The following is a 24,907-nucleotide window of genomic DNA, read 5'->3' on the forward strand; positions in this document are numbered from 1 at the left end:
CTATCGGAATCGGAATCGGAACAGGAAAAATTTTGAACGCTTCCCAGCGTTGTCGATCCCGATACCGACTCCGGCAACGGTAGTACTCTATGCTGAATAGTTACAAATTACCTTGGGTCCTGCTCACCGTCTGCGCCCTGCTGAGCGCTTGCGGACCGAAGCCGTTGCCGCCCGGATATGACGACCCGGACCGAGCCTCGGTCGTCTGGTCGCTGTTCCAAACGTCGTTCGTTCAGGACTGTCACCCCGAGGATTTCTCCCTGCGGGCCAGCGTCAACTTCTCCGCTCCGGACCGACACTCCCGATTCATTGTTTCCATGTGGGGTCGGACGGACTTTCCCATCCGCTTGGACGTTCAGGCCGGCGTGGGCGCCATGCTGGCCCACTGGCGGGAGGACCGCGACGGATGGCTCGGATATCTTCCCGCTTCCAGGGAGGCCTACGTCGCGAAGACGGTCCAGGAAGGCGCGCGGACCACGGGGCTGTTCATGCCGGTGCGCCTGGACGCCCTGGCTCAGATCTTTCTCGGATGTTGGCAAACTCTCGTTCCCTCGGAATACGAGGCCGTCCGCCTGGTCGACGATATGCTGGAATTCCACGTGACCGGGCATTTCACGCCCCTGATCCTGGTTCTGGCGTTCGACGGGCGGCCAGCGTCCGTACGCGGTCCGGACCACGGCGGCTGGACCGTGTCCGTGGACCAGTGGGAAAGCGACACTCCTTCCAGGCCGCGCCGCGTCAGCCTGGTCCAGGGAGATCAGTCCGCGGTGATCCGCGTCCAGCGCCTGGAAACGGCCGTTGAGCCGTGGCGGGCCGAAGACTTGCGACTGGACGTGCCCCCCGGTTCCACCGTATGGACCGTCCCAAATTGAGCCGAACGGACTGAGCCGAACGGGTTGAGCCGAACGGGTTGAGCCAGGCCGCGGCCTTCCGGTCGCTTCACGACCTTCAAGGAAAACAAAAGCATATCCACATGGAGAGCAACATGACCACCACGAATCCCCTCGGCGGCACAAACATGCCGTTACACCGTTCGTTCTGGCTGGGCCTGAAAGTCCTTGGCAGTGAATTGACCTGGCTGTTTCTGCTTGCGCTGCGCAACTGGGAAATCGCGCAACTGCGCAAACGGTTGCGCCAGGAATACCATGCCCTGGGCATGATCGAAGCCGCCGGAGCCGGACTGGAGTTGGCCAAGAACGAGCAGGAGCTGAACATCTTCGACGAGAAGGAGCTGGCCATCAAGCAGATCGCGTTTCTGCTGGACGAAATCGAGTACCTGAAGGCACGGCTGAAGGAAGAGCGAACCGAATACGTCCAGCGCCGCGTTCAAAAATGGAAATTGCCCAACGATTCATCAACCGCGTCGATCACTTCATGACCTACAACTGAGCAAGGAGAAATACATGTCGTCACCTACGGTCGTCATCGGTTCCGACCATGCCGGATTTGATCTTAAAGTTTTCATCACGGGCCATCTGCAAGAAGCGGGTTTCGAGGTCAAGGATTTGGGAGCCCGCTCCAAGGAGTCCTGCGACTATCCCCTCGTGGCCGGCGACGTCTGTCGGGAAGTCCTGGCTTCGGGACATCTCGGCATCCTGATTTGCGGCACGGGCATGGGCATGAGCATGGCCGCCAACCGCTTTCCCGGCATCCGCGCGGCCCTGTGCACCAATGAATACCTCGCTCGGATGACCCGAGCGCACAACAACGCCAACGTCCTCTGCCTGGGCTCGCGGGTCCTGGGCGACGAGCTGGCCAAAAGCATCGTCGACGTGTTTTTGGCCGCAAACTTTGAAGGCGAGCGCCACCAGCGCCGCATCGAGCAGATTGAAACCCTAAACGCCAATTTATAAGAAAGGATCGCCACCATGAACACCACCGAACCGAACCAACACGCCGTCAACGTCATCAAGGGACTGGTCATGGACGCCACCCGAAAGGCCAATTCCGGCCATCCGGGCGGGCCCATGTCGTCGGCGGACATGGCCTATGTCCTGTTCCACGAGTTTCTGCGCCACGATCCTCGGGATCCGGCCTGGTTCAACCGGGACCGTTTCGTGCTTTCCGCCGGACACGAATCCATGCTGCTTTACAGCCTGCTGACCCTGATCGGGCACCTGAACATCCAAGATCTTCAGGACTTCCGCCAGCTGGGCAGCCGAACCCCGGGCCACCCCGAAGAACACATGACCCCCGGGGTGGAAGCCACTACCGGCCCCCTGGGCCAGGGCTTGGCCATGGGCGTGGGCATGGCCGCGGCGGAGCGCATGCTGGCCGTCCGCCTCGGCGCGGACGTGGTGGACCACTCCACCTATGTCCTGGCTTCGGACGGCGACATGCAGGAACCGGTGGCCCTGGGCGCGGCCAGTCTGGCCGGACACTGGGGGCTGGGCAAGCTGATCGTGTTCTACGACAGCAACCAGATTCAGCTCTCCGGGCCCACCAGCCGTACCGACTGCACGGACTATCGCAAGCTCTTCGAGGCTTTTTGCTGGGACGTCCTGGAAGTGGACGGCCACGATCACGACCAGATCCGCGAGGCCATCCGCCGGGCCAAGGCCGAAACCGCCCGCCCCACCCTGATCATCGGCCGCACGGTCATCGCCAAGGGCACGGCCTCCATGGAAGGAGATTTTGAAACCCACGGCGCGCCGCTCAGCCCGGACGAAATCAAGGCCACCAAGGGCAAGCTCGGCCTCCCCGAAGATGAGACCTTTTACCTCCCCCAGGACGCCGTGAACCACTTCCGCGCCCGATTTCCTGAATTGACCCGGGAAGTCGACGCCTGGAAGGGACACGTCCAGGAGAAGAAGGCCGCGGATATGACTTTTGCCCAAACCTGGGACCAGCACGTCGCTCCGCCCTCGCATCGTTCCTTCACCTGGCCGGAACTGGACGTCACGAAAAAGGTTTCCACGCGCAAAGCCTTCGGCCAGTGCCTGAACGAGTTGATCACCCAATTGCCGAACCTGGTGGGCGGTTCGGCGGACCTGGACCCGTCCAACCAGACGACCAAGTTCCGGGATACCACCGGCATCTTTGGCCCGGACAACCCCATGGGACGCAATCTCAGCTTCGGCGTGCGGGAATTCCCCATGGGCGCGATCCTCAACGGCATCGCCCTGCACGGCGGCTTGGTGGGCTTCGGCGCGACCTTCCTGGTCTTTTCCGACTACCAGCGCAACGCCGTGCGCATGTCCGCCATCCAGAACCTCCCGGTCCTGCACGTCTACACTCACGATTCCTTCTACGTCGGGGAAGACGGACCGACGCACCAGCCCGTGGAGCACGCCTGGTCCCTGCGCCTGATTCCCAATCTTCTGGTGATGCGCCCGGCGGACGTCGTGGAAAGCCGGGTCATGATGGAGGTCGCCCTGACCCAGGACAAGCGCCCCTCCGCCCTGCTCTTCACCCGCCAGGACCTTCCGGTCTTGAACCCCGAGACCTTCCCCCAGACAGCCGAAGCCGCTCGCCGCGGAGCCTACGTCCTGCACGACCCCGCCGACGGCGCCCCGGAAATGCTGATCATCGCCACCGGCTCCGAAGTGCACCTCGCCCTGGAAGCGGCCAAAATGCTCCCGGACCAGAAAATCCGGGTGGTCAGCGCCCCGTGCCTGGAACTGTTCGAGAAACAGACCCAAGCCTACAAGGACGAGGTCCTGCCGCCCCGGATTCAAAAACGCGTGGCCGTTGAAGCCGGCCGCTCCGATCCCTGGTACAAATACGTCGGCCTCGACGGAGTCGTCCTGGGCCTGGACCACTTCGGCGACTCCGCCCCAGCCGGCGCCCTGGCCAAAAAATACGGCTTCACCCCGGAACACCTCGTCTCAATCATCCAGGCGAAATACGCATAGCCGCCAAACGAGAACCAATGGGAAAACGAACGACTTCAGGCTTGACAGGCATACCTCTCCCAAGCTAGATGCCTCCCTTTACGCCGGGGTGGTGAAACTGGTAGACGCACTGGACTCAAAATCCAGCGGGGGCAACTCCGTGTCGGTTCGATTCCGACCCCCGGCACCAAACAAAATCAAGGGCTTACAGTGAAAACTGTAAGCCCTTTTTTGTTGCGCGGTTTTCAACGTAACCGCTGCGTAACCATCAGGTCATTTTTTCGTCCCTCCGAACGGGAGCATCACGATTTTTTTTTCGAATAACCGCCGGTGCAAGCGAGACCAGAAGATGCGCCCTCCTGGAAGACCTGTTGCAATGGTCCCGCATGAACCAGGGTGGCATCGATTACGGGCGTTCCGCGACACCCCCCAGCCCACGCCGCTACCCCCTCATTGCCGTAACCGCCCCGCCCTGCTATCAGCAGCCAGGAGCGAAACCTCGCCCATTGGCCTCCTTGCCCTTGCGCTCTGCCCTCGACACCAACAGCTTCCCAGAATTTCTCGGGTCGCCAGGAATGTTGGCAGTGCCAACGGAATGGGCGCAAACAGTGCGGCTTTATGCGGTTGGCGCTTTCCTCTACCATCTTGGATTCATGCTGCTTTATTCATGGCATGGATCGTGCTTAAAGAGATGCAAGACCACTACGGTCCAACCTCAACAGGAGAAATAATCATGAAGAAGCTTCTCGCGATTGCAATTATGGCGGTTCTGCTCTGTCTGTCCGGGCAGGTTATGGCCGAGACGATTACCGATGTATGCGTGGACAATAGAGATGGGACCATAACGGACAAATGGAAAGACCTGATGTGGCAGATTCCGACGGCTGGTTCAATGAACTGGAATGACGCTGTGAGTTACGCCTCCGGACTTTCACTGGGTGGCCATTCGGATTGGCGGTTGCCAACCACGAATGAGTTAAAAAAGCTGTACAACTCGCCATGTAAAAGAATGATGGACGTTAAGCCAGGCGACTACTGGTCGTCCAATGGGTCTTCTGATCAAGCCTGGGCCGTGCACTTCCACGACGGTGTCGAGGGCCGCTACAATGCGAACAGCGGCTTTCACGTGCGGGCAGTGCGTTCGGCACAGTGATGGATGATTTGATTCTTCGGTGATTTGGCCCTTTGGCCAGGTTGAGGTTGTCGCTGAGGACAGCCTCAACCTGCCAAAGAAGAAGCCTGAATGTTTTCAGCTTTTTAAGATCATTAGATATCATCAAGGAGCATCGTCATGAGAAAAATATGGAGAAAGGCTTTCGGAACAGCGGCCCTGACCTTCATGCTCTGCCTGACCGGGATGGTCATGTCCGGCACGGCCTTTGCCCAGCAGTGCGTGGACAACGGAGATGGGACCGTGACGGATAACGGAACCGGCCTGATGTGGCAGAAAGCAACGGCTGGTCCAATGAACTGGGATGCGGCCATGAGTTATACTTCCGGCCTTTCATTGGCTGGACATTCTGACTGGGCATTGGCTGATGCAAATACATTAGTCAGATTGTATTCTTCAGTATGCAAGTCAATGCTAGAAGGGGCAGCAGATTCTTTATATTGGTCATACACCTCTACTGGTTCCGAAGCATTGACAGTCACCTTCAACAACTCTGATACAATTTCTGTTGATAAATCCATCCGTCACCATGTTCGTGCCGCACGGCAAAATAATGATGGATACACAAAAGCGACTTGCAGACCGTGGTGTGTGTCGAATTAAATAATTTGGAATGAAGCGGAAAAACAGATAGCCAGTCAATTTAGACATTTATCTGTTAAAAAACCTGTCACTGGATCAGTGATTAGCGGTTGCACCCCCGCCGCCTGTCCACCGATCCGTCCAGTCCAGAACGGTCCGATACCACAGTACGCTGTTCTGGGGCGACAGAACCCAGTGGTTCTCTTCGGGGAGATAGAGCAGTCTGGCGGGAATGTCGCGCAGCCTGGCCGCATTGAAGGCGCTGAATCCCTGGGATTCCGGAACCCGGTAGTCGCGTCCCCCGTGGATGACCAGGAGAGGCGCTGTCCAGTTCTGGACGAATCGGTGCGGAGACGCGGCATAGCTGCGTTGAACACTCGGATTGTCCCTGTCCCAGAACGGCCCGCCAAATTCGGAGTTGACGAAAAAGATTTCTTCCGTCTCCAGGTACATTGATTCCAGGTTGAAAACACCGTCGTGGGCCACCAGCGCCTTGAAGCGGTTGTCGTGGTTCCCGGCAAGCCAGTAGACGGAGAACCCGCCAAAACTCGGCCCCACCGCGACCAGGCGGTTGCTGTCCACCCAAGGCTCTTTGCCAACGTCGTCGATGGCCGACAAGAGGTCCTGCATGGGCTGACCGCCCCAATCCCCCAGAATGGCTTCTTTCCACTGCTGCCCAAAGCCCGGAGCTCCCCTGCGATTGGGACCGACGACCACGTAGCCTCTCGCGGCCAGGGTCTGCAAATTCCAGCGGTAGGACCAGGAGTGGTCCACGGAAACCTCCGGCCCGCCGATGCAGTAGAGCATGGCGGGATAGGTTTTTTGAGGGTCGAAATTCGGCGGCAAGACGACCAGGACGAGCATCTCCTGGTTGTCAGTGGTTTTCACCCAGCGTTCCCGGACCTCGCCAAGGGCAAAGGACGACAAAAAATCGTCGTTGACGCGGGAGATGTTGAGCATTTCCTGACTGGCCGCATCCAGGAGGAAAACCTCTCCCGGTTTGGACAGGGTTGATTTGACCGCGACAATGGCGTTGCCCGCGCTGACCAGTTGGGAAAAGGTGTGTTTGCCCTCGGTCAGGGGGGCGATGTCGCGGCTGGCGGGATCAAGGCGGTAGATCTGGGTTGAAGCGTGGCGCAGGCTGGTTAAAAAGATGGCCGCGCCGTCCGTGGACCAGGCAAACTCGTTGACGTCCTGGTCAAGGCCTGTTGTCAGGTCAGTGATGCTCTCCGAAACCAGGTCCAGGACCAGCAGCCTGTTCTTGTCCGCTTCGTAGCCGTCCCGCTCCATGCTCAACCAGGCAATGCGCTTTCCGTCCGGAGAGAATTCCGGGTTGACGTCGTACCCTGTTCCGGTGCTCAGGGTCCGGGTTTGGCCGGTATCCAGGCTGTGGAGCATGATCCGTGAATCCGTGGACAAGGCGTAGGCCTTGCCGTCGATGTTTCGGGCGGAATAGGCGAGGGATCTGCCGTCAGGACTCCAGGCGACCTGCTCCATGCCGCCGAAGGGCCTGAGCGGGGACTCCAGCCCCAACCCCCGCATGATGTCCACGTACTCCCCCAGTCCCGCATCGGAATACTTAGCCACATGGAGATGGCTGAACGACTCAATCCAGGTGTCCCAATGCCGATACATCAGTTCGTCCACGATCCTCGCGTGAGCCTTGTCCAGACCGGCGAACAGATTCTCATGCCCGGCCTCGGAAGAGACAGGGCCGGCAAAGACGATGTTTTTCTGTGTCGGCGAGTAGCTGAACCCTGTGACTTCGGCAGGGATGTCGGTGAGCCGCGTACGCCCTGAGCCGTTAGGATTCATTTCCCAGATTTGCCCTTGATGCAGGAAGCCGATCCGCGCCCCGTCGGGTCGCCATTCGCCCTGGCCGTCGTTGCCGTTGTTCTCAGGCGAGATGCGCCGCCTGTTGCTCCCATCCATATTGGCCACATAGAGGTGACTTTGGCCGATATTGCCCTCCAGGTCGAAGTGCTTGACCGAGAACAGCACCTGGGACCCGTCCGGGGAAATCCGGGGATCGGAAACCCGACCGATCTCCCAGAGGGCTTCCGGGGTGAGCAGGCTCGCGACCTTGCTGTTCTGTTTTGAATCCGCCGTTGCTGTGAATATGTTGAAAAAACAGAAAAATATGATAATTATCCCGACAAGCCCGAGGCGCGTATATCCGCCCGCGGTTGTTTCTTGATCATTCATCGTGTTGTTTCCTCCGTGGGGATATGTTGTCCGCGAGTTGGCCGTCCGGCATATTTTTTCAAGTTTGAATCCTTATGTACACAGCCTATTCTTGCCCAACTCACCCCAAACATCGGGATCAGCGCCAAGCACCAGCTGAGGCCGTGGCCATCCGCATACACTGGCCGTCGCCGATCTCCAAGCTCAACATTTGATCACAGTACGCCTCTCATTGCCCCACTCCCTGTTTCCTGATACTCACATCCAGACCATAAATCACACCACCCCGGCGTGTTCCACTAACGGCTGGGAACGCCTGGGCCGTTAAAAACCCGTACAGAACATATTGAGAATGAACAGCAAACGCACGCAAGTCTTCGCCCTTCTGGCTTGGCTTGCCGTCACGTTCGTCGCCGCGGCCGTGGGCGCCGGGGCTTCGATCAACGCCCAGTCGTTCTACACCCAGCTTGTCCAACCGGGATGGGCGCCGCCGGGGTTTGTGTTCGGGCCGGTCTGGACGGCGCTCTACACCTTGATGGGCCTCGCGGCATGGCTGGTCTGGCGTGAAGGAGGGCTCAAGAACATCCGGGCCGCCCTGGGTCTCTACCTTATCCAACTTGTCTGCAACGCGCTGTGGAGCTGGCTCTTTTTCGTCTGGAATCTTGGCCTGCTCTCATTTTTGGAGATCCTGTCGCTTCTAGCCCTGATCCTGGCCACGACAATGTCCTTTTGGCGAATCAAGCCTCTGGCCGGAGCACTGCTCATGCCCTACCTGCTCTGGGTGATCTTCGCCGCGTTCTTGAACTATTCGCTGTGGCGGATGAATCCTCAGGTTCTGGGATAAAAACTGACAGCCGCCTTGGGTTCAACTGAGCCTGCCACTGAGCCTGCCACATCACCCATCTCTTTTCCGGTTCCAGGCGCTACACCATCATTACGTTTCGAGGGTGACCGGCTTCTCGTCGTCAACCATCCTACAAACAGGAATTGTCCATGTCTCCAGGCCACACACCAGACCAAGCATCTGACCACGCATTTGGCCAAGCATCTGACCACGCATTTGGCCAAGCATCTGACCAAGCATCTGGCAAAGCATCTGGCCAAGCATCTGGCCAAGCCTCTGGGCGCTTCATGCGCGAGGCCATCAGGCTGTCCAGGGAAAGCGTCCGGCAAGGCGGCGGGCCGTTCGCGGCCGTGATCGTGAAGCACGGCGAGATCATCGCCCAAGCCTCCAACAGCGTCACCCTCGACAACGACCCGACGGCCCATGCCGAGATCAACGCCATCAGGCAGGCCTGTCGCGCCTTGAACACGTTTGACTTGTCAGGTTGCACGATCTTCACATCCAGCGAACCATGTCCCATGTGCCTGGGGGCGATTTATTGGGCCCGCCTGGAGAAAATCTACTACGGTAACACCAAAAAGGACGCGGCCGACATCGGCTTTGACGACGCCTTCATTTATCAGGAGTTGGACGCTCCTCCTGAAAAACGCGCCATTCCCATGGTCAACCTGTTGCCGGAAGAGGCCGGGAAGGCGTTTACGGAGTGGGAAGCCAAGGAAGACAAGGTCGAGTACTGACGGAGAAGCTCTAAGCCATTACCGGAATCATCATCCCAGGGCGGGCACGAAACCATCTTGATGGTGAACGACGAGCCCGAAATCCCGGAGTTGACCCAGGAGGCCATAGTGCTGCTCGGGTACTTGGGATATGAAATCGTCGGCGAATTGCCGGTTTTCACCCAGCGCTCCCGGACCTCGCCAAGGGCAAAGGACGACGCGAATTCGTCGTTGATCCGGGAGATGTTGACCAGCTCCCGGTTGGTCGCATCCAGATGGAAAATCTCTCCTGGCCTGGACAGGGTTGATTGGAGTGCGACGATGGCGTTACCCGCGCTGATCAACTGGGAAAAGGTCTGTCTGCCCTCGGTCAGGCGGGTGATGGCGCGGGTGACGGGATCAAGGCGTTAGAATCTCTCATATTTCCCTCACCACAGGATTTGAGATTATGGGAACGTTCAGCCGTTTTAGGAACATTGGTTCAGGGAATCACTATCTGGCGCAACTCACCTGAAGGAGGCAGGTCGCAGCGTAAGCGGCCACGAAGAAATTCCGAAGCTGAAACAAAACTATCCAGCCCTTGTTGAAGCTCTCTTCGCGTACCGACAAGGCGAAGGCAATCCTCATGCCGATAGGTGTCTTCGCGAGGCAATCGACAAAGGGTTATGGTTTGTCCGTCGTAGAGGGCGTATCCCAGAATGGGCATTCTGGAGTATCGGCCCGAGGCGACTTCCATGGTGAATTCTTCTTCGTAGCCCCGGATAAGGTCAAGCCCAAAAGCCGACACAGGATGCCAGTTTCGGTTCAAATAGGCCTGCCCTCCTTCAAAAACACATTGCACTCTGTCGCCGTAGGGGGCGTTTCGGCGCATGGCCTCCAGTTCGGCCTTTCGAGCCTCAGCTTCCGCTGCCTTGAGCCTGGCTCGGGCAGCCCGCTCTTCCGCTGCGGCCCGGTCCAGTTCCGCTTGCTGGACTCTGGCCGTATTCTGTTCTTCCAGGCTCATCATTTGCCACTGATCATCGGGAATGCCCAACGGATGCCGGGGGCCGCAGGCCAGGACAAATGCAAGCAGCAATACAGCGCTCATCCGGAGAGCCCAGCGGCAGATTCTGGCTGTCTTCATTCTTTCCTCCTTCGGTCGCGAGTTGAAACTGGGATACGCCAAAAAGGGATTATTCTTCGAGGGCGCGACGGAACGTGTCGCACATCTCAAGAGTTATCAGGAATCAAGAGCCGGATTGATCTGCTATTGACTCAAGTCTATACGTCCATATAGCTGTTTAGTTAGGCAGGCAAGGTGCGGCATGTGGCCGCTTTTCAATCTTCAACAGGCATTGAGGCGGATTATGGTCAGGGACGGTGTTGATCACGTCGGCGCACGCTTGAAGACGCTGCGCGAGGAATTCAGTTTGAGTCAGGAGGAGTGGGGCAGGCTGCTGCAGGTCACCCCGAATACCGTGGCCCGCTGGGAACGCGGCGAACTGGAACCCAAGGGGGCGCACCGCAAGAAGGTGGAGCAGGTGCTGGCCATTTCCGAGGACGACCGGGCCAAGGAGACCATCAAGACGACGTTGGCCTCCGAGGGCGGGCTTGCGGCCACCGCCGCCTTTATGGGCATGCTTTTCGGCGTGCTTGGCGTTTTGGGCGTCGGCCTGGGCCTGGCCGCTCCGCTTTTGCGCTCCAAGACCAATCTGCTCAGCGGCATCATGAGTTACGTCAAAAACGAAGACAAGGACACCACCTCCAGATAGCCCCCCCCTCTTTTCCTTCTCCCCATCCTGTCGAAAAACTTGGCGCAATCCCGCCATCCCCATCCTTTTCCCCAGATTCCGCCATGGCTCTCCGATTGCTGAGCTAAACAGTTCGCAAGCGACACAGGTTGTCGCACCCCGCTATTACATACCGCGCCTTCGAGCCTGCTCCTGACGATCAAAAAGTTGCGGACCAAAAAAAGTGCGACTTCGTATTGACAAAAAAATATACGTTCGTATAAACGACACATTCGTGCATTTGGCAGTGTTCACAGGATTCGCGAACACAATAAGGGGGATGAAGCGTGGAGTTCGGGAAGCTGGCCAGAAACATGGCGGTGAGCGGAGTTTGTCTTTCGGTGAAGTGTTGGCTGAACCTCTACCTGATCAAGGAGTACGGCGAAATGCTCAAACTGGAAATCGATGCGGAGAACCGGACCATGAACGTCGAAGTGCTGCTCAAAGGCGAATCCGAGCCGATCCGGATTCAAGTCGGCAGGTATGACTACGTGTCCGGCAATGGCGGGAGCGGCATGGTTCTACAGGAGGTCAGCACATCCAGGGAATGGATGAACACGCTGATCACAAACCTGCATCCCAACGGCCTGACCATCCCGATGGACGAGCAGATTGTCTCCATAGCCAAGGGGGTTCTGTAAAGCCCTCCGGTCAGTCGAACGGCACTGAAAATGAATTGGATTGGAAAGGTGGTGTTGGTGGCAACCTTATAGAATTATAACGCATTAAGCTCGATAATCAAAAATCAGGGTGGTTTTTTGTTATAAGTACTCTTAGAGGCTTTTTTTTGAATTATGCAAGGTATATTGACAAGTTAAAGGGATTTTGGAAAACAATCGTCTCTTTTTCCCTACCAACCAGGAGGACGCCATGATGAAGCCGCTGGACATGGAGCGCGATGGGAATGTTTATCGTCAGGTTTATTCCGAAGAGAGCTTTTGGGACAAGGTCGTCGGATATGCCAAGGCAGCCGGTCATGAAGTGATTGAAAAAGCCCTCTGGCTCTACTACGCCGCCCAAAAGCCTTCCACGCCGACCTGGGCCAAGACGATTGTTTACGGGGCTCTCGGGTATTTCATCATGCCTTTCGACGTGATTCCCGACATCACCCCGGTGGTGGGTTACATGGACGATCTGGGCGTCCTGGCCGCCGCCGTGGCCACGGTGTCCATGTACATTGATGAAGACGTAAAGGAGACGACCAGGCGCAAGCTCCGGGAATGGTTCGGCGAGTAGAAAGGCGGGCCGGGGGTTTTCCCCGGCCCATTCACAAAGCCCAGGGAGACGCGAAATGTCCGACAAAACCATCATGGAAACCATCAAGGCCAGACTCGGTTCCGCCAAGGAAGCGGAATTGAAGGAACTCTACGCGGACGTACGCAACCAGGCGGGCGAGGACATGGCGAAAATCGATGCGTATATCGACGCCAGAATCGCGAGCATGGGGGAGCAGCTTCGCCGGGAGTACAAGGAAAGCATGGAACTCCAACGTGCTGAAATGAAAGCGATGAACCAGCATCTCCTGGTGAGTGCCGTCCTGACGTGGATGTTTATCGTGGGCTACTTCATCATCCGCTTTGTATTGTGAGCAGTGATGGCAACACTCTCGGAATAGTATTCTTTTCAGACCTGTCAGTGAGTCAACGCTCTCCACGGAACTTCTTCAAAAAAAGCAAGGTGAAGCGTTTATGCATGATCTTTCGAGACTTGGACCGTTCAGAGTGAAAGATAATAAAGAAATTTTCAAAGCAAAAATTTCATTTTTCAAGATTTGCTTGCAGGGAAGACATTTTCGATTCTTTTTTGAATATATAATTTTCTTCAATTATTTTTATGTCATCGCCTACGAATCAACGAACCAGGCCAAGGAAGCGAATTTCTGTTACAAAATGAAGGAGAGAACACCTCGCATTCTGACCAGACATCGACGTATCTGGAAAATGTGGAATGAACCTGTATTGGTGACACTGATTGGATGATGACAATCAAAATGCGCATCGGAAACTTTGGCGAGAGGCTATGGGATGCCATATTCCGTCCCAAAATTGATGAGCAGGCCTTGAACGCGGCCCTGGGCAAGGCCAGGGCCGCGCACCCACCTCCCGTCGTCTGGCTGCTGGGCAAAACCCAGGCCGGGAAAACGTCGATTATTCGCTCGTTAACCGGCAGTCCGGACGCCGAAATCGGCAACGGTTTTCAAAGCTGCACAAAAACGGCCCGGTTTTACGACCATCCCATGGACTTGCCCATTGTGCGCTTCCTCGACACCCAGGGTTTGGGTGAGGTGGCTTACGACCCAAGTGAAGACATTGCGTTCTGCGAGTCCCAGGCGCATTTGATCATCGCGGTCATCAAGGCGGGCGACAGCTTGCAGGATGCTGTTTTTGGCGTTCTGCGCACGGTTCGTGAGCGGCACCCGGAATGGCCGGTGATCATTGTTCAGAGCTGTCTGCATGAAGTCTATTCCCCTGGAGTTGGGCACGTCCAACCCTATCCTTTCACAGTGTCCGGTTGGGAATCCTCCGTTCCTGGGGACCTGGCCCGCTGTCTGCTCTTTCAGCGGAACACCTTGGGTGTTCTTCCGGGTAAAGGTCCGGTCCATTGGGTCCCCGTGGATTTGACTCTTCCCGAAGATGGTTTTTCCCCTCCGGACTATGGACTGGAATCACTATGGGCCGCCATTGAGCAGGCATCCGCGATGCAATTGGAAAATCGGTTGCGCGGGGACCGGGGTGTTCGGGATTTGCGCCAGCAAACCGCGCATCAACATATCGTCGGTTATGCCAAGGCTGCCGTGGCGGTTGGGGCATTGCCCATGGTCGACCTGGCAATGATTCCGGCCTTGCAGATGAAGATGCTGCACAGCCTGGGAGAAATTCATGGCGGGGAATGGAACAAGCGCCGGATCAGTGAGTTTGGTGGATTGTTGGGCGGCGGCTTCCTGGCCGGATATGGACTGCGACTGGTCGGACGAAGCGCCATTAAAGTCATTCCAGGCTACGGACAAACCCTCGGCGCGGCGTATGGGGCCGTCACCAGTGCCGCCGTCACCTTCGCTCTGGGCAAGACAGCCAGTTACTACCTGGAATGCTCCCTTGCAGGCAAGCTCCCCGGCAAAGCCACTTTGCGCGACGTCTTCAACCAAGCCCTGAACACGGGCAAAGGCATCGCGACATCGTTTCTCGGCAAGGAGCAGGCATGATTACCAGAACACACCTCTTCCGACAGTTTGGGGGGCTACGAATGCTCTCCGTTGTTCTCGCGGGACTGCCGTTGCTGATCTTGCCCGTTCTCGGCCTTGTCTGGCTCTGGCAGGCTGATTTGCGGACGTACTGGCTGTTGGCTTTGGGTTTTTGTGCCGTCCTGGGCTATGGGCTGCACGCTTTGATGGCCAGGCAGGACAACCGCAGGGTTCCGCTTCAGGCGACCAGGCCGGACCCCAATTGGTCGCCATGGCAAGAAGCCTGCTGGGAAGTGGTGGAGCGCATGGCCGCGCAAACCACTCCGCAAGACTGGCCACTGGATGATGTTCAGAAATTGGCCCTTCTGGGAAGAAACACCCTGGAAACCGTAGCCAGGCAGTACCATCCGGAAACGGAAAACCCGCTGTTGGAATTGACGATCCCCCATGCCCTATTGATTATCGAACGGGCCAGTCGGGATCTGCGCATGGAAATCGTGCAAGCCATCCCCTTCAGCCACACCTTGACCATGGGCATGCTGGCAAAGGTCAACCGCTGGAAAGAGCAAGTCAGGCAATACGAAACGTTGTACCGCGCTGGACGATTCGTCCTCTCCCCGTATTCGTCCCTCTTTTATGAATTTCGCCGCAAACTGGGCAACAACATCGCCAACTACGGACTGGATAACGTCAAAGGCTGGCTCCTGGGCGAATACGTCCGCAAGGTGGGCTATTACGGCATTGAACTCTACAGCGGCCAGCTCTTGCTGGATATGCAGGACCCGACGGCCAAGCCAACCTCGTCAACAAAGGAGGACCTGGCCAACGCGGACCGGGAAGAGACCAGTCAGGCAGAGCGTGGAGAACCGTTGCGCATTCTGGTTCTGGGCCGGGCCAATGCCGGGAAATCGAGCCTGATCAACGCCCTGTTCGGTAAGCTGACAGCCGCCTCTGACATCCTGCCCCACACCACGACTGCCGTGAAAGCCTATCGTTTATACCGGGACGGCGAGGAAGATGCTTTAATTTTTGACGTCCCTGGTTGCGATACGGATCTGTTCCCGCAAAAAGCCCTGGAAAAAGAAGTTCTGGACGCGGACCTCCTGCTCTGGGTCACACCGGCCAACCAGGCTGATCGGCAAGAGGATCATCGCCAACTGGACTGGATTCGCAAAGTGTTCGCCCAGAGACAAAACAGACGGCAGCCTCCCATGGTTGCCGTCGTCAGCCACATCGACAAACTGCGTCCGTTTCAGGAATGGCAGCCGCCGTATGATCTGACATCCTCCTCGTCGACCAAGGCCCAAAACATCGCGTCAGCCGTGTCCACCATCGCCACGGACCTGGGCTTCCCGCCCGACCTGACCATCCCCGTCTGCCTCGATCCGACCCGGCTCTACAATGTCGAGGATACCCTCGCCGCTGTACTTCTGGAGGTTCAGGGTGAGAGCCAGCGAGCCAGGATGCTGCGGTGTCTTGAGGCCAGGAAGAGTCAGGAGAAGTTGGAAATACTCGCGGGTCAGTTCAAAAATATTGGGAAAAAAGTGTTTGGGTTGGTCAGGTGATTGCCATGGGGTGAAAAGAGACGGTTGGTGATTGAAACCGATGGCGGTGTGAGTGACCGACTGTACAACGTGGAAAAGCGATATGCCAGGCACGGGGAGCCTAGGACGGGCATTCGGTTGGATTGATGGGAACTTCTTGACACGTTTTCGTTCGTGGGCAAAAAGACCGGCACAGCGTGAATGTAGTTTTTCTTGACTCAATTTGTCGGGTATTTGGATTTGGCTGGGCATTTTTTTAAGTATTATGTGATGGCATAATATAAAAAAAGTTATTTGAAATTGTAACTGGAGATCATTGGAAATCGATATGGAGACCGTCCTACAGAAAGCCTTAGAAGCGATTACATCACGAACGAATTTATCCACTGGCTTGGCGCACCCAAACGACGAGTATGCCGCGAAGGAGATGTTCAAGCGACTCCATGCATCAGGCATAACCTTGCGGGCAAACGAAATTAGCTCATGGGCTCATATGAACGGATGGGGAAAAAAAGATGCTGATGAGTTGGGAGCGCTGGCTCAACAGATTGGAATGGGAAAAAGAGTGAAAATTAAAGACGGGCCTTGGTGGGAAAAAGATATTCTTGAAAGAATAATTAGAGATTGACAATCAAATGCCGAATATAATCTCTTATGAAGGTGTTAACGCTTTGGAAAAATGAACCCAGAGGAGTTGAGAGCTTGCTGAGGCTACTGGGTCAAGAATACAAGTGGTATTACAGCAGAAGCAATGGTCGGCATTTTTCAGGCCGTATTCCCCGCTGTTGGTTTCAAATCTTACCAGCACACTCTAATTATTGTTAACGCAATAATGAAAGCACTTATCGGGCGTGACTTGTCTTTTGCTGGCAATGTTGCTCTTACAAGGACTATGGTAATTTTTACTGGGCCAATAGGTTGGATAATTACTGGTCTTTGGACTGCTATTGATATTGCAGGTCCAGCCTATCGGGTAACAATTCCAGCAGTTATTCAAGTAGCTGCTCTTCGTCAAAAATATCTTTATGAGAACCAAGCTGAGAGAGTTGAGCACATCTAATAGTATGAGCGGCACCTGGATATCAGTTCGAAGCTCTCGATGGAGGCATCTCCGCCCGTCTACCTTAACCGAAGGGGCATGGGCAAGCCAAAACAGAATCTCGGTATAGCCCGCCCAGAAGGGACATGGTCTTTGATTTGTTTGGCGCTCATGCCAGTCTGGCGTGGGGCTTATGCCTCATTGGAGAGAAAAGCGTTGGCATCGCTGGCCTCATCGCCAGGTACGCAAAGCGTGGAAGAACCCTAAAAACATGGAGGAATGTTCTTGTGACGCCCGACCCACATCTCACCGAGTTGTTCGGGACCTGTAGTGACGAGGACTTGATTCCGATAAGGGACTACATCCTCAAGGCAATGACGAACGGATTGGACACCGATGAGCACTATAAAAGGCAGCCTAACTTTCCAACAAGATACATAGACTCTCTAGTCTTCCAGATTCGAACTTTTGGTGGCAATAGCTTTGTCAACGTGTTCCGCGGCGATGGTGTGGCCTATGCCGAGATTGTGGAAGATGTCGCCAAGAAGCTCAAAGTCCACAAGGTGCCCGACTTTGATGACAAAACCGTCGAAGAGCGCGAGCAACTTGTGCTGGCGAAGATCGTGGAGGACTCCATGAAGAATATGACTGAGGACGAATTGCGCGAACTCGAGGATCTTTTCGGCGAGGCGGGTCTCGAAGGTCGCAACTTACGAGGAGGTATACCACTCGCGGCACTGATTGCTCAAGGTGCCATTCAGCTCGCCGGATTTGCAGCATATCGCATGGCCGTAGTTGTAGCGAATGCGGTAGCCCGCCAAGTTCTCGGGCATGGCCTCCGTCTCGCTACCAATGCTGCGCTCGCTCGCGGTATGGCAGTGTTCGCCGGGCCTATTGGGATTGCAATCACGGCAATTTGGACGCTATTCGACATTTCTGGACCGGCGTACCGCGTGACAATCCCAGTTGTGTGTCACGTAGCCTACCTTCGAGCTAAGGCTGACTTCGCAGAATCGGTATGACTACACGACTTGACCAATTGGCCATTCTGTTTGCTGTTCCAAAGTGGATCACCGACGGCCTGAACGACGGCAATCTCATACGTCGCGGTGGCGTGATCCAAAATGCGACGAACAACGAGATTGTCATGTGGCTACGCGAAGGCGTGCGGCTACGGGACTGGAAGCCGGACGCAACACCTCAAATTAATTCCGCGTTGCAGACGCAGTTGACAGGTTTGAACGTGAAGGCCGACATGTTGCTCGGTTTGCAGGCGGTCAACCTCGCGGTGACCGTAGTCGGTTTCGCTACCGTCATGCACAAATTGCGGGCCATCGACCGGAAGATTGACAGTATTGTTGATCGACTCGATGCCGTTGCAAGGGATCTGAACTGGCTCGATCGACGTAAGGACATCGAGCTTCTCGCGTGTGTCGCCGCTGCGCTTGAGCAGGCATCTTGGGCTGAACGGACCGGACGTGAATCTATCGAGTTTGTCCGCGTGCGGACTCAGCTGGTTCGTGCGCATGTGCATTACACGCTGCTGTTGGACGCCATGCACGATAACGAACGGGCACATAGGCATCCGGGTATTTTCTCACGCTACTTCCACCAAGCGCAGCTGTGCGCGGCAGCCGTGACTCGCTGCGACGGCATGTTGGACGGCACGGATGCGGCACTTGCAGCCAACCTATTGCTGGGCGAGCGACTCACGCTGCTCGCCCAACGATATCGTGACACACTCCTAAACCCACGAAAGCATCGACACCTTCTTATGCTCGCACCTCGGAATCGAGAGCAGGCTGTTTCAGTAGGCAAGGCAATCAACGAAACAACCAATCGGATGGAAGGGCACCGTGCCGAGCTTGAGTGGTGCGCCCGTGAGCAGATCGGCTGGCGTGAATGGGAGGCGCTCGGAGACGAACACCCGGAAGCCGATCTAGTGTTTGTCTTAGCACAGAGATAAAGACGGGCCTGGACCTGACCATCCCGGTCTGCCTTGCCCAGGATCGGCTGTACAATGTGGAGGATACCCTGGCGGCGGTGATCCTGGAGCAACAGAACGAATGCGAAAAGGCCAGGTTTCTGCGCGTTCTGGAAGTTCGGAAAAAAGGGAAACCTGGGAGAAGGTTGTTGTGCAGATGAGGAATGCGGGGAGGGTGTTGAGTTCGTTGGTTAAGCGATAAGACTTGGTATGTCGCTGATGGCGATTATGGCAGGAATGGGGTGCATATCTTAATCATGATTGTAGGTGGGCGAGGATTCCTCCAGCGGGCGTTCCAAACAGGGGATGCTCAACTTCTCGAGGTGTTACGTCAATTCCGAATTACAAATAACACAGATGTTTTTGAAGAGGTCATTGCAGAAAGTCTTCGCTCATGGTCAATTGTATGATTGGCCAACGGATGATAGAGGGTGGCCGTGAAAACGTGGTCAAAACGTAGCAATAATGCCATAAAATTGGAGCTATTTCCGCCTTCAAATTTTACAAAAACCTAATTTTCGGAAACGCCTAATGTTCCCATACTGATACTGAGGCAGGGTATAGAGCTTTATGCGCACCAAAAACTGGATTGCTGACTTTCTCGAATTATCGGAACATCAAAATTAAGATAGGAGGAATCCATGGACAAGTACCATACTAACTCGCACGGTCCAGATCGCGAGGCTCTTGTACGTGCATACAAGCACACTCTTGAACTAGCCCAGGCAGGAAGTAGCGTTGCCTATATTTCGACGCACACGACAAATAATGTGACATCAGGATTATCTGCAGTCCTTGGAAATACTGGCGTCAAGAGGCTCGTCAAAGAGAAATCACTGACAGTCGATGGTGGCGTTATCTTGTATCTACAGACCGAGAAGATTGCTCCAGCCATCAGTGAATCTGGCCCTGTTCTTGCCCCATACGTTAGCTTGCAACTCGCATTGGCAGTTCTTGAAGACTCGAGGGCTTCTACTCTTGTCTATGTTCCGTGGACGGAAAAGGAACTCTCCACATATCTTGCAGCAAACGGGGATTCACAGGAAATCTGATTCCAAAAAATGACGGGAGCATAATGCTCTTGATAGTGATAGTCTCTGACCAAATGCGGGCCTACTCAACTGAGGCGTATGCTTTGTTTATTGGTCAAAATCTCTACATTTGGCTATTTATGAAATGCCAAATATCCTGAATTTTAATGCCCTTTTAGCAAATGCATTTTTTAATGCTTCTTTTGGAATAGAAATCTTTCATACAGTTTAAATTAATGGAGAGTTTGAAAATCTTTGAACGTGAATAAATTGAAAGTCAATAAGTAATACCGCGTTAGGATCAGGCGATAACATTTATAATAATTTTAAACTCAAAAGTAAATTAACATTGGATGCTTATTATGTTAGGAAAGAAAAATATTATCGTTGTCGCTCCCGATAAGTATAAAGACTTTGCTCGAGAATTATCACATTTAATATCTAAAAAGCATGGATTCTCGAGTTCATATTGGTCAGTAGAACACTTCGAGGCTAATGAATGTAATCTCAGTGGTGAACAGTATGCTATATTTATTGGCAATCCGGATGAAAATTCTCTTACAGAAGCTTATTTGCGTGTAATAGGCAATATAAGCAGCAAATATGGAGCATGTTATGGATATGATTCATCAAAAGCTATTGTTTTTGGCGAAGGCAAAGAGGAGCAGTTGCAGCTTGTTAATCAAATCAACAATTCTATAAAAGGTATACTATCTTTAGAGGGGTCTACATCGAATGAAAATCGTTCTGAAATTTTAGTTTTTATAGACATAATAGATGATTTGTTAAAAAAAACAAATCCAGTATACTACTACATACAAAAATATTTTTTGAATGGGCAGCTTGATGAGTTGAAAAATCAGCAGTTAAAGCTAGCTATCTTAACATTTTTGAATGAAGAGTTTAACGATTGGACAAGTGTTGAAAATTGAGACAATCGTTATGAATTCATTTGAATACTATTTCAGATCCGTGAATGATCAATCAGGTGGGACATTAGGCACATTTCATGGTACTAATTATATTCAAGAAGTAGAAAGCGCAATTAATAACGCCAACAGAGCTCTTCAAAATGAAGCTAGCCATCGAAGTAACGTCTCTGTTGATTATCTCAAGGGCTGGTTAGCCGAACAATGGCACGCTGAGACATTAAAAGTGAATGCGTCTGCCAAAGGACGTGATGACATTTGGGCTAAAGTACAGTCAAATAATACACCAGGGGAAGATGTCCTCTTCGGAAATGCCAATAAATCATTTGTAGCTGAAGTAAAATACTACAGGACAGGTGAAGACACCGCTAAAGCCATTAGCAGACCTGACTATGAAAACAGCTTCAAAGTTGTCCCAGGTGATCAGAAAGAAGTCGTTATACACGCAGCAGAGAGATTAGCCATAAAAAACCAGGTTAATCGTCCTGAACAGGCTGCCCATTATCATGACACTGCTAATCGTGCTTCGGACAGGTTGCATGTTGATAATGTCTCTTCTAGGCCACTAGATGAGCACGTAGCCAAAGATATGTCAAAGGACTTTAAACGGGATGGTGATATTGACCTTGAAAAATATGGGCTTCTCAGCAAAAACTTTGTCGAATGGACAGATATTGCAAGGGAATCTGGTGAAGCTGCTTTACATGCTGCGGCTCTTTCCGCTGCCATAACAGCGGCACCTTATATCTGGGCTTGTATTGACAAGTCTTTTAAAGAAGGTTCGATTAATCTTGATTCACTGACTAATAATAGTCAAAACGTACTATTTGGAGCAGGTGCAGCAGGTTTAAGAGGTGGAATTGCCGCTTGCTTAACAGCTTCTTGCAAATCAGGATTGCTTGGGGAATCCTTAAAATCAATATCTCCTTTTGCAATAGGAATGGCTACGACAATAGCTATCAACACAATCAGTCACTCAATTCAATTGCGAAATGGAAAAATTTCAAAAAATGAATTTTCTTTTTACTGCTTAAGAGACACTTTTATTCTTTCTAGTTCAATCAGTGGAGCCTACATAGGCCAACTATTAATTCCGATACCAATTCTTGGCTCTATTGCTGGAAATATTGTCGGAGCAACTCTTGGTTCGGTTATATTTTACGGAACAAATCATATAATGTTAGGTTTGTGTGTTAAAAATGGGTGGACATTTTTTGGAATTGTCGATCAAAACTATACTATTTCTGAAGCTATCTTGAAAAAGTCTGGATTTGATATGATACAACTCAAAAATTTTAATACCCATTTTTTTGAATATAACAGATTTAACTACGATAAGTTTGAGTTCAACAAACTTGAGATTTCTCAGGTTAAGCGAGGTATGATCTCGTGCAGGGCGGTTGGCTATGTTTAGTGTGACTCGCTGAAGTGAGTTGCAAATAATCGAGATTACTGCATGGTCATTTTATGCCCATAATATCTCCCATGCCCACCACGCTCCGCCACCTCGCCATGCTCCGGCGCATCCCCCGCGCACCGGCCTTCATCACAACGCCTGATCTCCGTTCCGCTCTGGAATCTCTTGACTACACCGTAGACATCCGCACGGTGCAACGCGACCTGGAAGCCCTGTCCTCGGTTTTTCCTCTGTACTGCGACACGTCGTCCAAGCCCTTCCGCTGGCAATGGCTGGCCGGAGGGGAGGTTTTCGACATTCCCGGCATTGATGCCCACAGCGCCTTGGTTTTCAAGCTGGCGGGCATGTTCCTGGAGCCCTTGTTGCCGGTATCCGCCATGGAAACGCTGATGCCGTACTTCCGGTGCGCGGACAGGGTGCTTGGTGAATCCGGAGCACGGTGCGGGTCATGGTCGGACAAGGTCCGGGTTCTGCCGCGTGGTCAGCGTCTGCTCATGCCGGACGTATCGAGGACGGTTCTTGACGGGATTCACCAGGGCCTGTTTTTTGGCCGCATGGTCAAGATTCTCTACAAATCCAGGGGCAAGCAGGATTTCAAGGAATATCTCATCAATCCCCTTGGGCTTGTCCTGCGCAATGGCCTGATCTACCTCGTCTGCACCTTTTCCGGCTACGAGGATATCCGCCAGCTTCTGCTGCATCGGATGCGACAGGCTGAAGTCGTGAACGAGCCCTGCGCGGTTCCTGATGGATTTGATCTGGACGGATATATCCAGGACCAGGAGTTTGATCTTGCCCGTGGCCGTCCGGACATCCCTCTCCGGTTTCGTTTCCGCGCCGTTCCCGCAAGCGCCCTGTATGAGACGCCCTTGAGCGCGGACCAGGTCATCACCCCTCTTGCCGACAGGCAATGGGTCGAGGTGAGTGCGACCGTCGCGGATACGGACCAGTTGCGCTGGTGGTTGTTGGGGTTTGGGAATCAGGTTGAAGTTTTGGAGCCGGTGGCCTTGCGGGAGGAATTTTGCGCGATTGCCCAGGATATGGGCAGATTGTATGCGGCTTCTGACTCGGTTTGATTGGATTGTATTGGCGTGGGGCTTCGGATAGTCCTTCTTATTTCCTACAAGGGGAACTTCAATGAACGAGCATGAACAGAAAGCAATACTGACCATCTGCCTGATGGCCGCCTTTTCCGATGGCAGGAAGGACGAGCGCGAGCGGGAGCAAATCAAGCGCATTGCGGACAGCCTCGGCCAGGAGACCAGAATCGACGTCGCCTCGCTGTACCAGGACGTTCTCCTGAAGCGCCGCACCCTGGACCATGCCGTCGCGTCCCTCACCAGCCCGGAGGCCCGCATGTTGGCCTATGAGATGGCCGTGTGCGTTTGCGATGCCGATGGAGTGAACACTGATGCGGAAGTGGCCTTCCTTGAACGCTTGCGTTCCGCCTTGGAGCTGGATGCCCAGGCATCAAGCACTTTCGCTTCAGAGGCAGCGGCAATCGCGGACTACTCCTTTGAGACGGAAAGCCCACCAGCCCCACCAGTCACCAACAGGCCCGCGGCGCAGGTCAACGTCCCTGAGTTGGACAAGATGATTCTCAACACCGCCATCCTGAACGGCGCGCTGGAACTCCTGCCCCAGTCCCTGGCCTCCATGGCGATTCTCCCTCTGCAGATGAAGATGGTCTACAAGGTGGGCAAGGCCTACGGCTTTGAACTGGACCGGGGGCATATCAAGGATTTTGCCGCGACCCTGGGCATCGGGCTGACCGGCCAGTACGTGGAACAGATGGGCCGCAAGCTCCTGGGCGGCATCCTGGGGAAGCTCGGCGGCGGGTTGATGGGCGGGCTGGGCAACGCCGCCACGGGCTCGGCGTTCTCCTTTGCCACAACCTACGCCCTGGGTCAGGTGGCCAAGGAATACTACGCCAGCGGGCGATCCATCAGCATGAACCAGCTCAAACAGATTTTTGCGTCCCTGCTGGAAAAAGGCAAAGCCATGCAGTCCAACTACGCCGGTGAAATCCAGCAGCGGGCCAACACCGTCGATACCCGGCAGATCGCGGGGTTGATCCGGGGGCAGTGAAGGTTTGTGGATTCAATAGAGAGTCAAGCCACGCTCACTCACCCAACACCTCGTCAAGCAAGGGCCGCAATACCGGCAACACAGCGGCCACGATGGCGTCCACACCGGCCTCGTTGGGGTGCAGGCCGTCGGGGAGGGTCAGATCCAGGTTGCCGGGAATGCCTGGGAGAAAGTCGGGCATCAGGGGCACCTGCTTTTCCCTGGCCAGTTCCTGATAGAGATTGTGGAACCGTGCGTCGTACTCGCCCTGGCCGGACAGCGAGCGGACGCCGGTCAGGAGCACCAGCGCACCGGCACCTTGGCATTTTTCGATGATCCGCGCCAGATTGGCCTTGATCTCTTCCACCGGCAACCCCGAATACCAGTCGTTGGTTCCGAACTCGACAATGACGAGGTCTGGGTTATGGGCAAGAAGGCGATCAATGCGGCGCAGGCCGTCATATGCCGTATCACCGGACACGCCGCCGTCGATCACTCGGACATCCCTGCCTTCGCGATTCAGAATCTGTTCCAGCCGGGATGCAAAGGACGCTTCCGGCGCAAGGCCGTATCCTGTGGTCAGGCTGTCGCCCAGGGCCAGGATCGTGATCATGAT

The 24,907-nt window shown here is 54.5% G+C and carries 27 protein-coding genes and 1 tRNA gene; 25 read left to right on the forward strand and 3 right to left on the reverse strand.

What is annotated here, in order from left to right; genetic code table 11:
- Positions 1-89 precede the first annotated feature (89 nt).
- From DESLA_RS0104700 to DESLA_RS22245, 7 genes are all read left to right on the forward strand, one after another.
- Positions 90-872: a hypothetical protein gene (locus tag DESLA_RS0104700; RefSeq protein ID WP_028571572.1), complete on the forward strand. Its 783-nt coding sequence runs from the start codon at positions 90-92 to the stop codon at positions 870-872.
- 113 nt (positions 873-985) lie between these two features.
- Positions 986-1,378, forward strand: a complete 393-nt coding sequence (locus tag DESLA_RS0104705; RefSeq protein WP_245589996.1) for a hypothetical protein — start codon at positions 986-988, stop codon at positions 1,376-1,378.
- A 25-nt stretch (positions 1,379-1,403) separates the two neighbouring features.
- Complete coding sequence (rpiB, locus tag DESLA_RS0104710; protein ID WP_028571574.1) at positions 1,404-1,853, forward strand: ribose 5-phosphate isomerase B; 450 nt, start codon at positions 1,404-1,406, stop codon at positions 1,851-1,853.
- A 15-nt stretch (positions 1,854-1,868) separates the two neighbouring features.
- On the forward strand, positions 1,869-3,854 hold the full coding sequence (gene tkt / locus DESLA_RS0104715; protein ID WP_028571575.1) for a transketolase: 1,986 nt from the start codon (positions 1,869-1,871) through the stop codon (positions 3,852-3,854).
- 82 nt (positions 3,855-3,936) lie between these two features.
- Positions 3,937-4,023: transfer RNA gene (locus tag DESLA_RS0104720), tRNA-Leu, on the forward strand.
- 543 nt (positions 4,024-4,566) lie between these two features.
- Positions 4,567-4,986 carry an Lcl C-terminal domain-containing protein gene (locus DESLA_RS23125; protein WP_028571576.1) on the forward strand — a complete coding sequence of 140 codons (420 nt, stop codon included), beginning with the start codon at positions 4,567-4,569 and terminating at the stop codon, positions 4,984-4,986.
- A 138-nt stretch (positions 4,987-5,124) separates the two neighbouring features.
- Positions 5,125-5,607, forward strand: a complete 483-nt coding sequence (locus DESLA_RS22245; protein ID WP_084031885.1) for an Lcl C-terminal domain-containing protein — start codon at positions 5,125-5,127, stop codon at positions 5,605-5,607.
- A 75-nt stretch (positions 5,608-5,682) separates the two neighbouring features.
- Here DESLA_RS22245 and DESLA_RS18765 read toward each other — a convergent pair whose 3' ends face one another.
- Positions 5,683-7,791 (reverse strand): dipeptidyl-peptidase 5, encoded by a 2,109-nt coding sequence (locus tag DESLA_RS18765; RefSeq protein WP_051434388.1) that lies wholly within the window; start codon positions 7,789-7,791, stop codon positions 5,683-5,685.
- Positions 7,792-8,122: 331 nt separating this feature from the next.
- On the opposite strand from DESLA_RS18765, the gene DESLA_RS0104740 reads away from it, so the two are divergent.
- From DESLA_RS0104740 to DESLA_RS0104755, 3 genes are all read left to right on the forward strand, one after another.
- A complete protein-coding gene (locus tag DESLA_RS0104740) occupies positions 8,123-8,614 on the forward strand; it encodes a TspO/MBR family protein (RefSeq protein ID WP_035261369.1) in 492 nt (163 codons plus the stop codon).
- A 287-nt stretch (positions 8,615-8,901) separates the two neighbouring features.
- Positions 8,902-9,351: a nucleoside deaminase gene (locus DESLA_RS0104750; protein ID WP_028571579.1), complete on the forward strand. Its 450-nt coding sequence runs from the start codon at positions 8,902-8,904 to the stop codon at positions 9,349-9,351.
- A gap of 60 nt (positions 9,352-9,411) precedes the next feature.
- On the forward strand, positions 9,412-9,741 hold the full coding sequence (locus DESLA_RS0104755; protein ID WP_028571580.1) for a hypothetical protein: 330 nt from the start codon (positions 9,412-9,414) through the stop codon (positions 9,739-9,741).
- Positions 9,742-9,811: 70 nt separating this feature from the next.
- Here DESLA_RS0104755 and DESLA_RS0104760 read toward each other — a convergent pair whose 3' ends face one another.
- Entirely contained in the window at positions 9,812-10,453 is a 642-nt protein-coding gene (locus tag DESLA_RS0104760; protein ID WP_028571581.1) for a hypothetical protein, read from the reverse strand.
- 223 nt (positions 10,454-10,676) lie between these two features.
- Here DESLA_RS0104760 and DESLA_RS18770 point away from each other — a divergent pair, with 223 nt between their 5' ends.
- From DESLA_RS18770 to DESLA_RS0104850, 15 genes are all read left to right on the forward strand, one after another.
- On the forward strand, positions 10,677-11,081 hold the full coding sequence (locus DESLA_RS18770) for a helix-turn-helix domain-containing protein (protein WP_035261372.1): 405 nt from the start codon (positions 10,677-10,679) through the stop codon (positions 11,079-11,081).
- A gap of 305 nt (positions 11,082-11,386) precedes the next feature.
- Entirely contained in the window at positions 11,387-11,740 is a 354-nt protein-coding gene (locus DESLA_RS18775; RefSeq protein WP_051434389.1) for a hypothetical protein, read from the forward strand.
- A gap of 229 nt (positions 11,741-11,969) precedes the next feature.
- The gene (locus tag DESLA_RS0104775; RefSeq protein ID WP_245589997.1) at positions 11,970-12,335 is read left to right on the forward strand and encodes a YkvA family protein; all 366 of its coding nucleotides are present in this window, start codon (positions 11,970-11,972) and stop codon (positions 12,333-12,335) included.
- Between the two features lie 55 nt (positions 12,336-12,390).
- Complete coding sequence (locus DESLA_RS0104780; RefSeq protein ID WP_028571583.1) at positions 12,391-12,687, forward strand: hypothetical protein; 297 nt, start codon at positions 12,391-12,393, stop codon at positions 12,685-12,687.
- A gap of 402 nt (positions 12,688-13,089) precedes the next feature.
- Positions 13,090-14,301, forward strand: a complete 1,212-nt coding sequence (locus tag DESLA_RS18780; protein ID WP_169732592.1) for a YcjF family protein — start codon at positions 13,090-13,092, stop codon at positions 14,299-14,301.
- Positions 14,298-15,845, forward strand: coding sequence for a GTPase family protein (locus DESLA_RS23765; protein ID WP_051434391.1), 1,548 nt, complete (start codon positions 14,298-14,300; stop codon positions 15,843-15,845). The genes DESLA_RS18780 and DESLA_RS23765 overlap by 4 nt, the downstream gene beginning before the upstream one ends.
- Before the next feature lie 307 nt (positions 15,846-16,152).
- Positions 16,153-16,452 carry a DUF1889 family protein gene (locus DESLA_RS0104800; RefSeq protein ID WP_028571585.1) on the forward strand — a complete coding sequence of 100 codons (300 nt, stop codon included), beginning with the start codon at positions 16,153-16,155 and terminating at the stop codon, positions 16,450-16,452.
- Between the two features lie 123 nt (positions 16,453-16,575).
- Positions 16,576-16,884 (forward strand): ubiquinol-cytochrome C chaperone family protein, encoded by a 309-nt coding sequence (locus DESLA_RS22250; protein ID WP_211239022.1) that lies wholly within the window; start codon positions 16,576-16,578, stop codon positions 16,882-16,884.
- A 125-nt stretch (positions 16,885-17,009) separates the two neighbouring features.
- On the forward strand, positions 17,010-17,885 hold the full coding sequence (locus tag DESLA_RS0104805; RefSeq protein WP_051434392.1) for a YaaW family protein: 876 nt from the start codon (positions 17,010-17,012) through the stop codon (positions 17,883-17,885).
- 17 nt (positions 17,886-17,902) lie between these two features.
- Positions 17,903-18,829 carry a hypothetical protein gene (locus DESLA_RS0104810; RefSeq protein ID WP_156932862.1) on the forward strand — a complete coding sequence of 309 codons (927 nt, stop codon included), beginning with the start codon at positions 17,903-17,905 and terminating at the stop codon, positions 18,827-18,829.
- A gap of 659 nt (positions 18,830-19,488) precedes the next feature.
- Entirely contained in the window at positions 19,489-19,899 is a 411-nt protein-coding gene (locus DESLA_RS0104820) for a hypothetical protein (protein ID WP_028571588.1), read from the forward strand.
- Positions 19,900-20,240: 341 nt separating this feature from the next.
- Complete coding sequence (locus DESLA_RS22740) at positions 20,241-20,810, forward strand: HAD family hydrolase (protein ID WP_156932863.1); 570 nt, start codon at positions 20,241-20,243, stop codon at positions 20,808-20,810.
- 10 nt (positions 20,811-20,820) lie between these two features.
- On the forward strand, positions 20,821-22,221 hold the full coding sequence (locus DESLA_RS22745; RefSeq protein WP_156932864.1) for a hypothetical protein: 1,401 nt from the start codon (positions 20,821-20,823) through the stop codon (positions 22,219-22,221).
- Between the two features lie 53 nt (positions 22,222-22,274).
- Positions 22,275-23,300 carry a helix-turn-helix transcriptional regulator gene (locus tag DESLA_RS18790; RefSeq protein WP_084031888.1) on the forward strand — a complete coding sequence of 342 codons (1,026 nt, stop codon included), beginning with the start codon at positions 22,275-22,277 and terminating at the stop codon, positions 23,298-23,300.
- 61 nt (positions 23,301-23,361) lie between these two features.
- Positions 23,362-24,312 carry a YcjF family protein gene (locus tag DESLA_RS0104850; RefSeq protein ID WP_028571590.1) on the forward strand — a complete coding sequence of 317 codons (951 nt, stop codon included), beginning with the start codon at positions 23,362-23,364 and terminating at the stop codon, positions 24,310-24,312.
- A gap of 34 nt (positions 24,313-24,346) precedes the next feature.
- Here the strand turns inward: DESLA_RS0104850 and DESLA_RS18795 are convergent, their stop codons facing one another.
- Positions 24,347-24,904 carry an arylesterase gene (locus DESLA_RS18795; protein WP_035261378.1) on the reverse strand — a complete coding sequence of 186 codons (558 nt, stop codon included), beginning with the start codon at positions 24,902-24,904 and terminating at the stop codon, positions 24,347-24,349.
- Positions 24,905-24,907: the final 3 nt, after the last annotated feature.

It is taken from the genome of Desulfonatronum lacustre DSM 10312 (genome assembly GCF_000519265.1).
Taxonomy (GTDB): Bacteria; Desulfobacterota; Desulfovibrionia; order Desulfovibrionales; family Desulfonatronaceae; genus Desulfonatronum; species Desulfonatronum lacustre.

Coding starts and splice junctions, on each gene's coding strand:
- DESLA_RS0104700 (WP_028571572.1), top strand. CDS start 90: ATGCTGAATAGTTACAAATTACCTTGGGTCCTGCTCACCGTCTGCGCC.
- DESLA_RS0104705 (WP_245589996.1), top strand. CDS start 986: ATGACCACCACGAATCCCCTCGGCGGCACAAACATGCCGTTACACCGT.
- rpiB (WP_028571574.1), top strand. CDS start 1,404: ATGTCGTCACCTACGGTCGTCATCGGTTCCGACCATGCCGGATTTGAT.
- tkt (WP_028571575.1), top strand. CDS start 1,869: ATGAACACCACCGAACCGAACCAACACGCCGTCAACGTCATCAAGGGA.
- DESLA_RS23125 (WP_028571576.1), top strand. CDS start 4,567: ATGAAGAAGCTTCTCGCGATTGCAATTATGGCGGTTCTGCTCTGTCTG.
- DESLA_RS22245 (WP_084031885.1), top strand. CDS start 5,125: ATGAGAAAAATATGGAGAAAGGCTTTCGGAACAGCGGCCCTGACCTTC.
- DESLA_RS18765 (WP_051434388.1), bottom strand. CDS start 7,791: ATGAATGATCAAGAAACAACCGCGGGCGGATATACGCGCCTCGGGCTT.
- DESLA_RS0104740 (WP_035261369.1), top strand. CDS start 8,123: ATGAACAGCAAACGCACGCAAGTCTTCGCCCTTCTGGCTTGGCTTGCC.
- DESLA_RS0104750 (WP_028571579.1), top strand. CDS start 8,902: ATGCGCGAGGCCATCAGGCTGTCCAGGGAAAGCGTCCGGCAAGGCGGC.
- DESLA_RS0104755 (WP_028571580.1), top strand. CDS start 9,412: ATGGTGAACGACGAGCCCGAAATCCCGGAGTTGACCCAGGAGGCCATA.
- DESLA_RS0104760 (WP_028571581.1), bottom strand. CDS start 10,453: ATGAAGACAGCCAGAATCTGCCGCTGGGCTCTCCGGATGAGCGCTGTA.
- DESLA_RS18770 (WP_035261372.1), top strand. CDS start 10,677: ATGGTCAGGGACGGTGTTGATCACGTCGGCGCACGCTTGAAGACGCTG.
- DESLA_RS0104775 (WP_245589997.1), top strand. CDS start 11,970: ATGATGAAGCCGCTGGACATGGAGCGCGATGGGAATGTTTATCGTCAG.
- DESLA_RS0104780 (WP_028571583.1), top strand. CDS start 12,391: ATGTCCGACAAAACCATCATGGAAACCATCAAGGCCAGACTCGGTTCC.
- DESLA_RS18780 (WP_169732592.1), top strand. CDS start 13,090: ATGCGCATCGGAAACTTTGGCGAGAGGCTATGGGATGCCATATTCCGT.
- DESLA_RS23765 (WP_051434391.1), top strand. CDS start 14,298: ATGATTACCAGAACACACCTCTTCCGACAGTTTGGGGGGCTACGAATG.
- DESLA_RS0104800 (WP_028571585.1), top strand. CDS start 16,153: ATGGAGACCGTCCTACAGAAAGCCTTAGAAGCGATTACATCACGAACG.
- DESLA_RS22250 (WP_211239022.1), top strand. CDS start 16,576: ATGGTCGGCATTTTTCAGGCCGTATTCCCCGCTGTTGGTTTCAAATCT.
- DESLA_RS0104805 (WP_051434392.1), top strand. CDS start 17,010: ATGGTCTTTGATTTGTTTGGCGCTCATGCCAGTCTGGCGTGGGGCTTA.
- DESLA_RS0104820 (WP_028571588.1), top strand. CDS start 19,489: ATGGACAAGTACCATACTAACTCGCACGGTCCAGATCGCGAGGCTCTT.
- DESLA_RS22740 (WP_156932863.1), top strand. CDS start 20,241: ATGTTAGGAAAGAAAAATATTATCGTTGTCGCTCCCGATAAGTATAAA.
- DESLA_RS22745 (WP_156932864.1), top strand. CDS start 20,821: ATGAATTCATTTGAATACTATTTCAGATCCGTGAATGATCAATCAGGT.
- DESLA_RS18790 (WP_084031888.1), top strand. CDS start 22,275: ATGCCCATAATATCTCCCATGCCCACCACGCTCCGCCACCTCGCCATG.
- DESLA_RS0104850 (WP_028571590.1), top strand. CDS start 23,362: ATGAACGAGCATGAACAGAAAGCAATACTGACCATCTGCCTGATGGCC.
- DESLA_RS18795 (WP_035261378.1), bottom strand. CDS start 24,904: ATGATCACGATCCTGGCCCTGGGCGACAGCCTGACCACAGGATACGGC.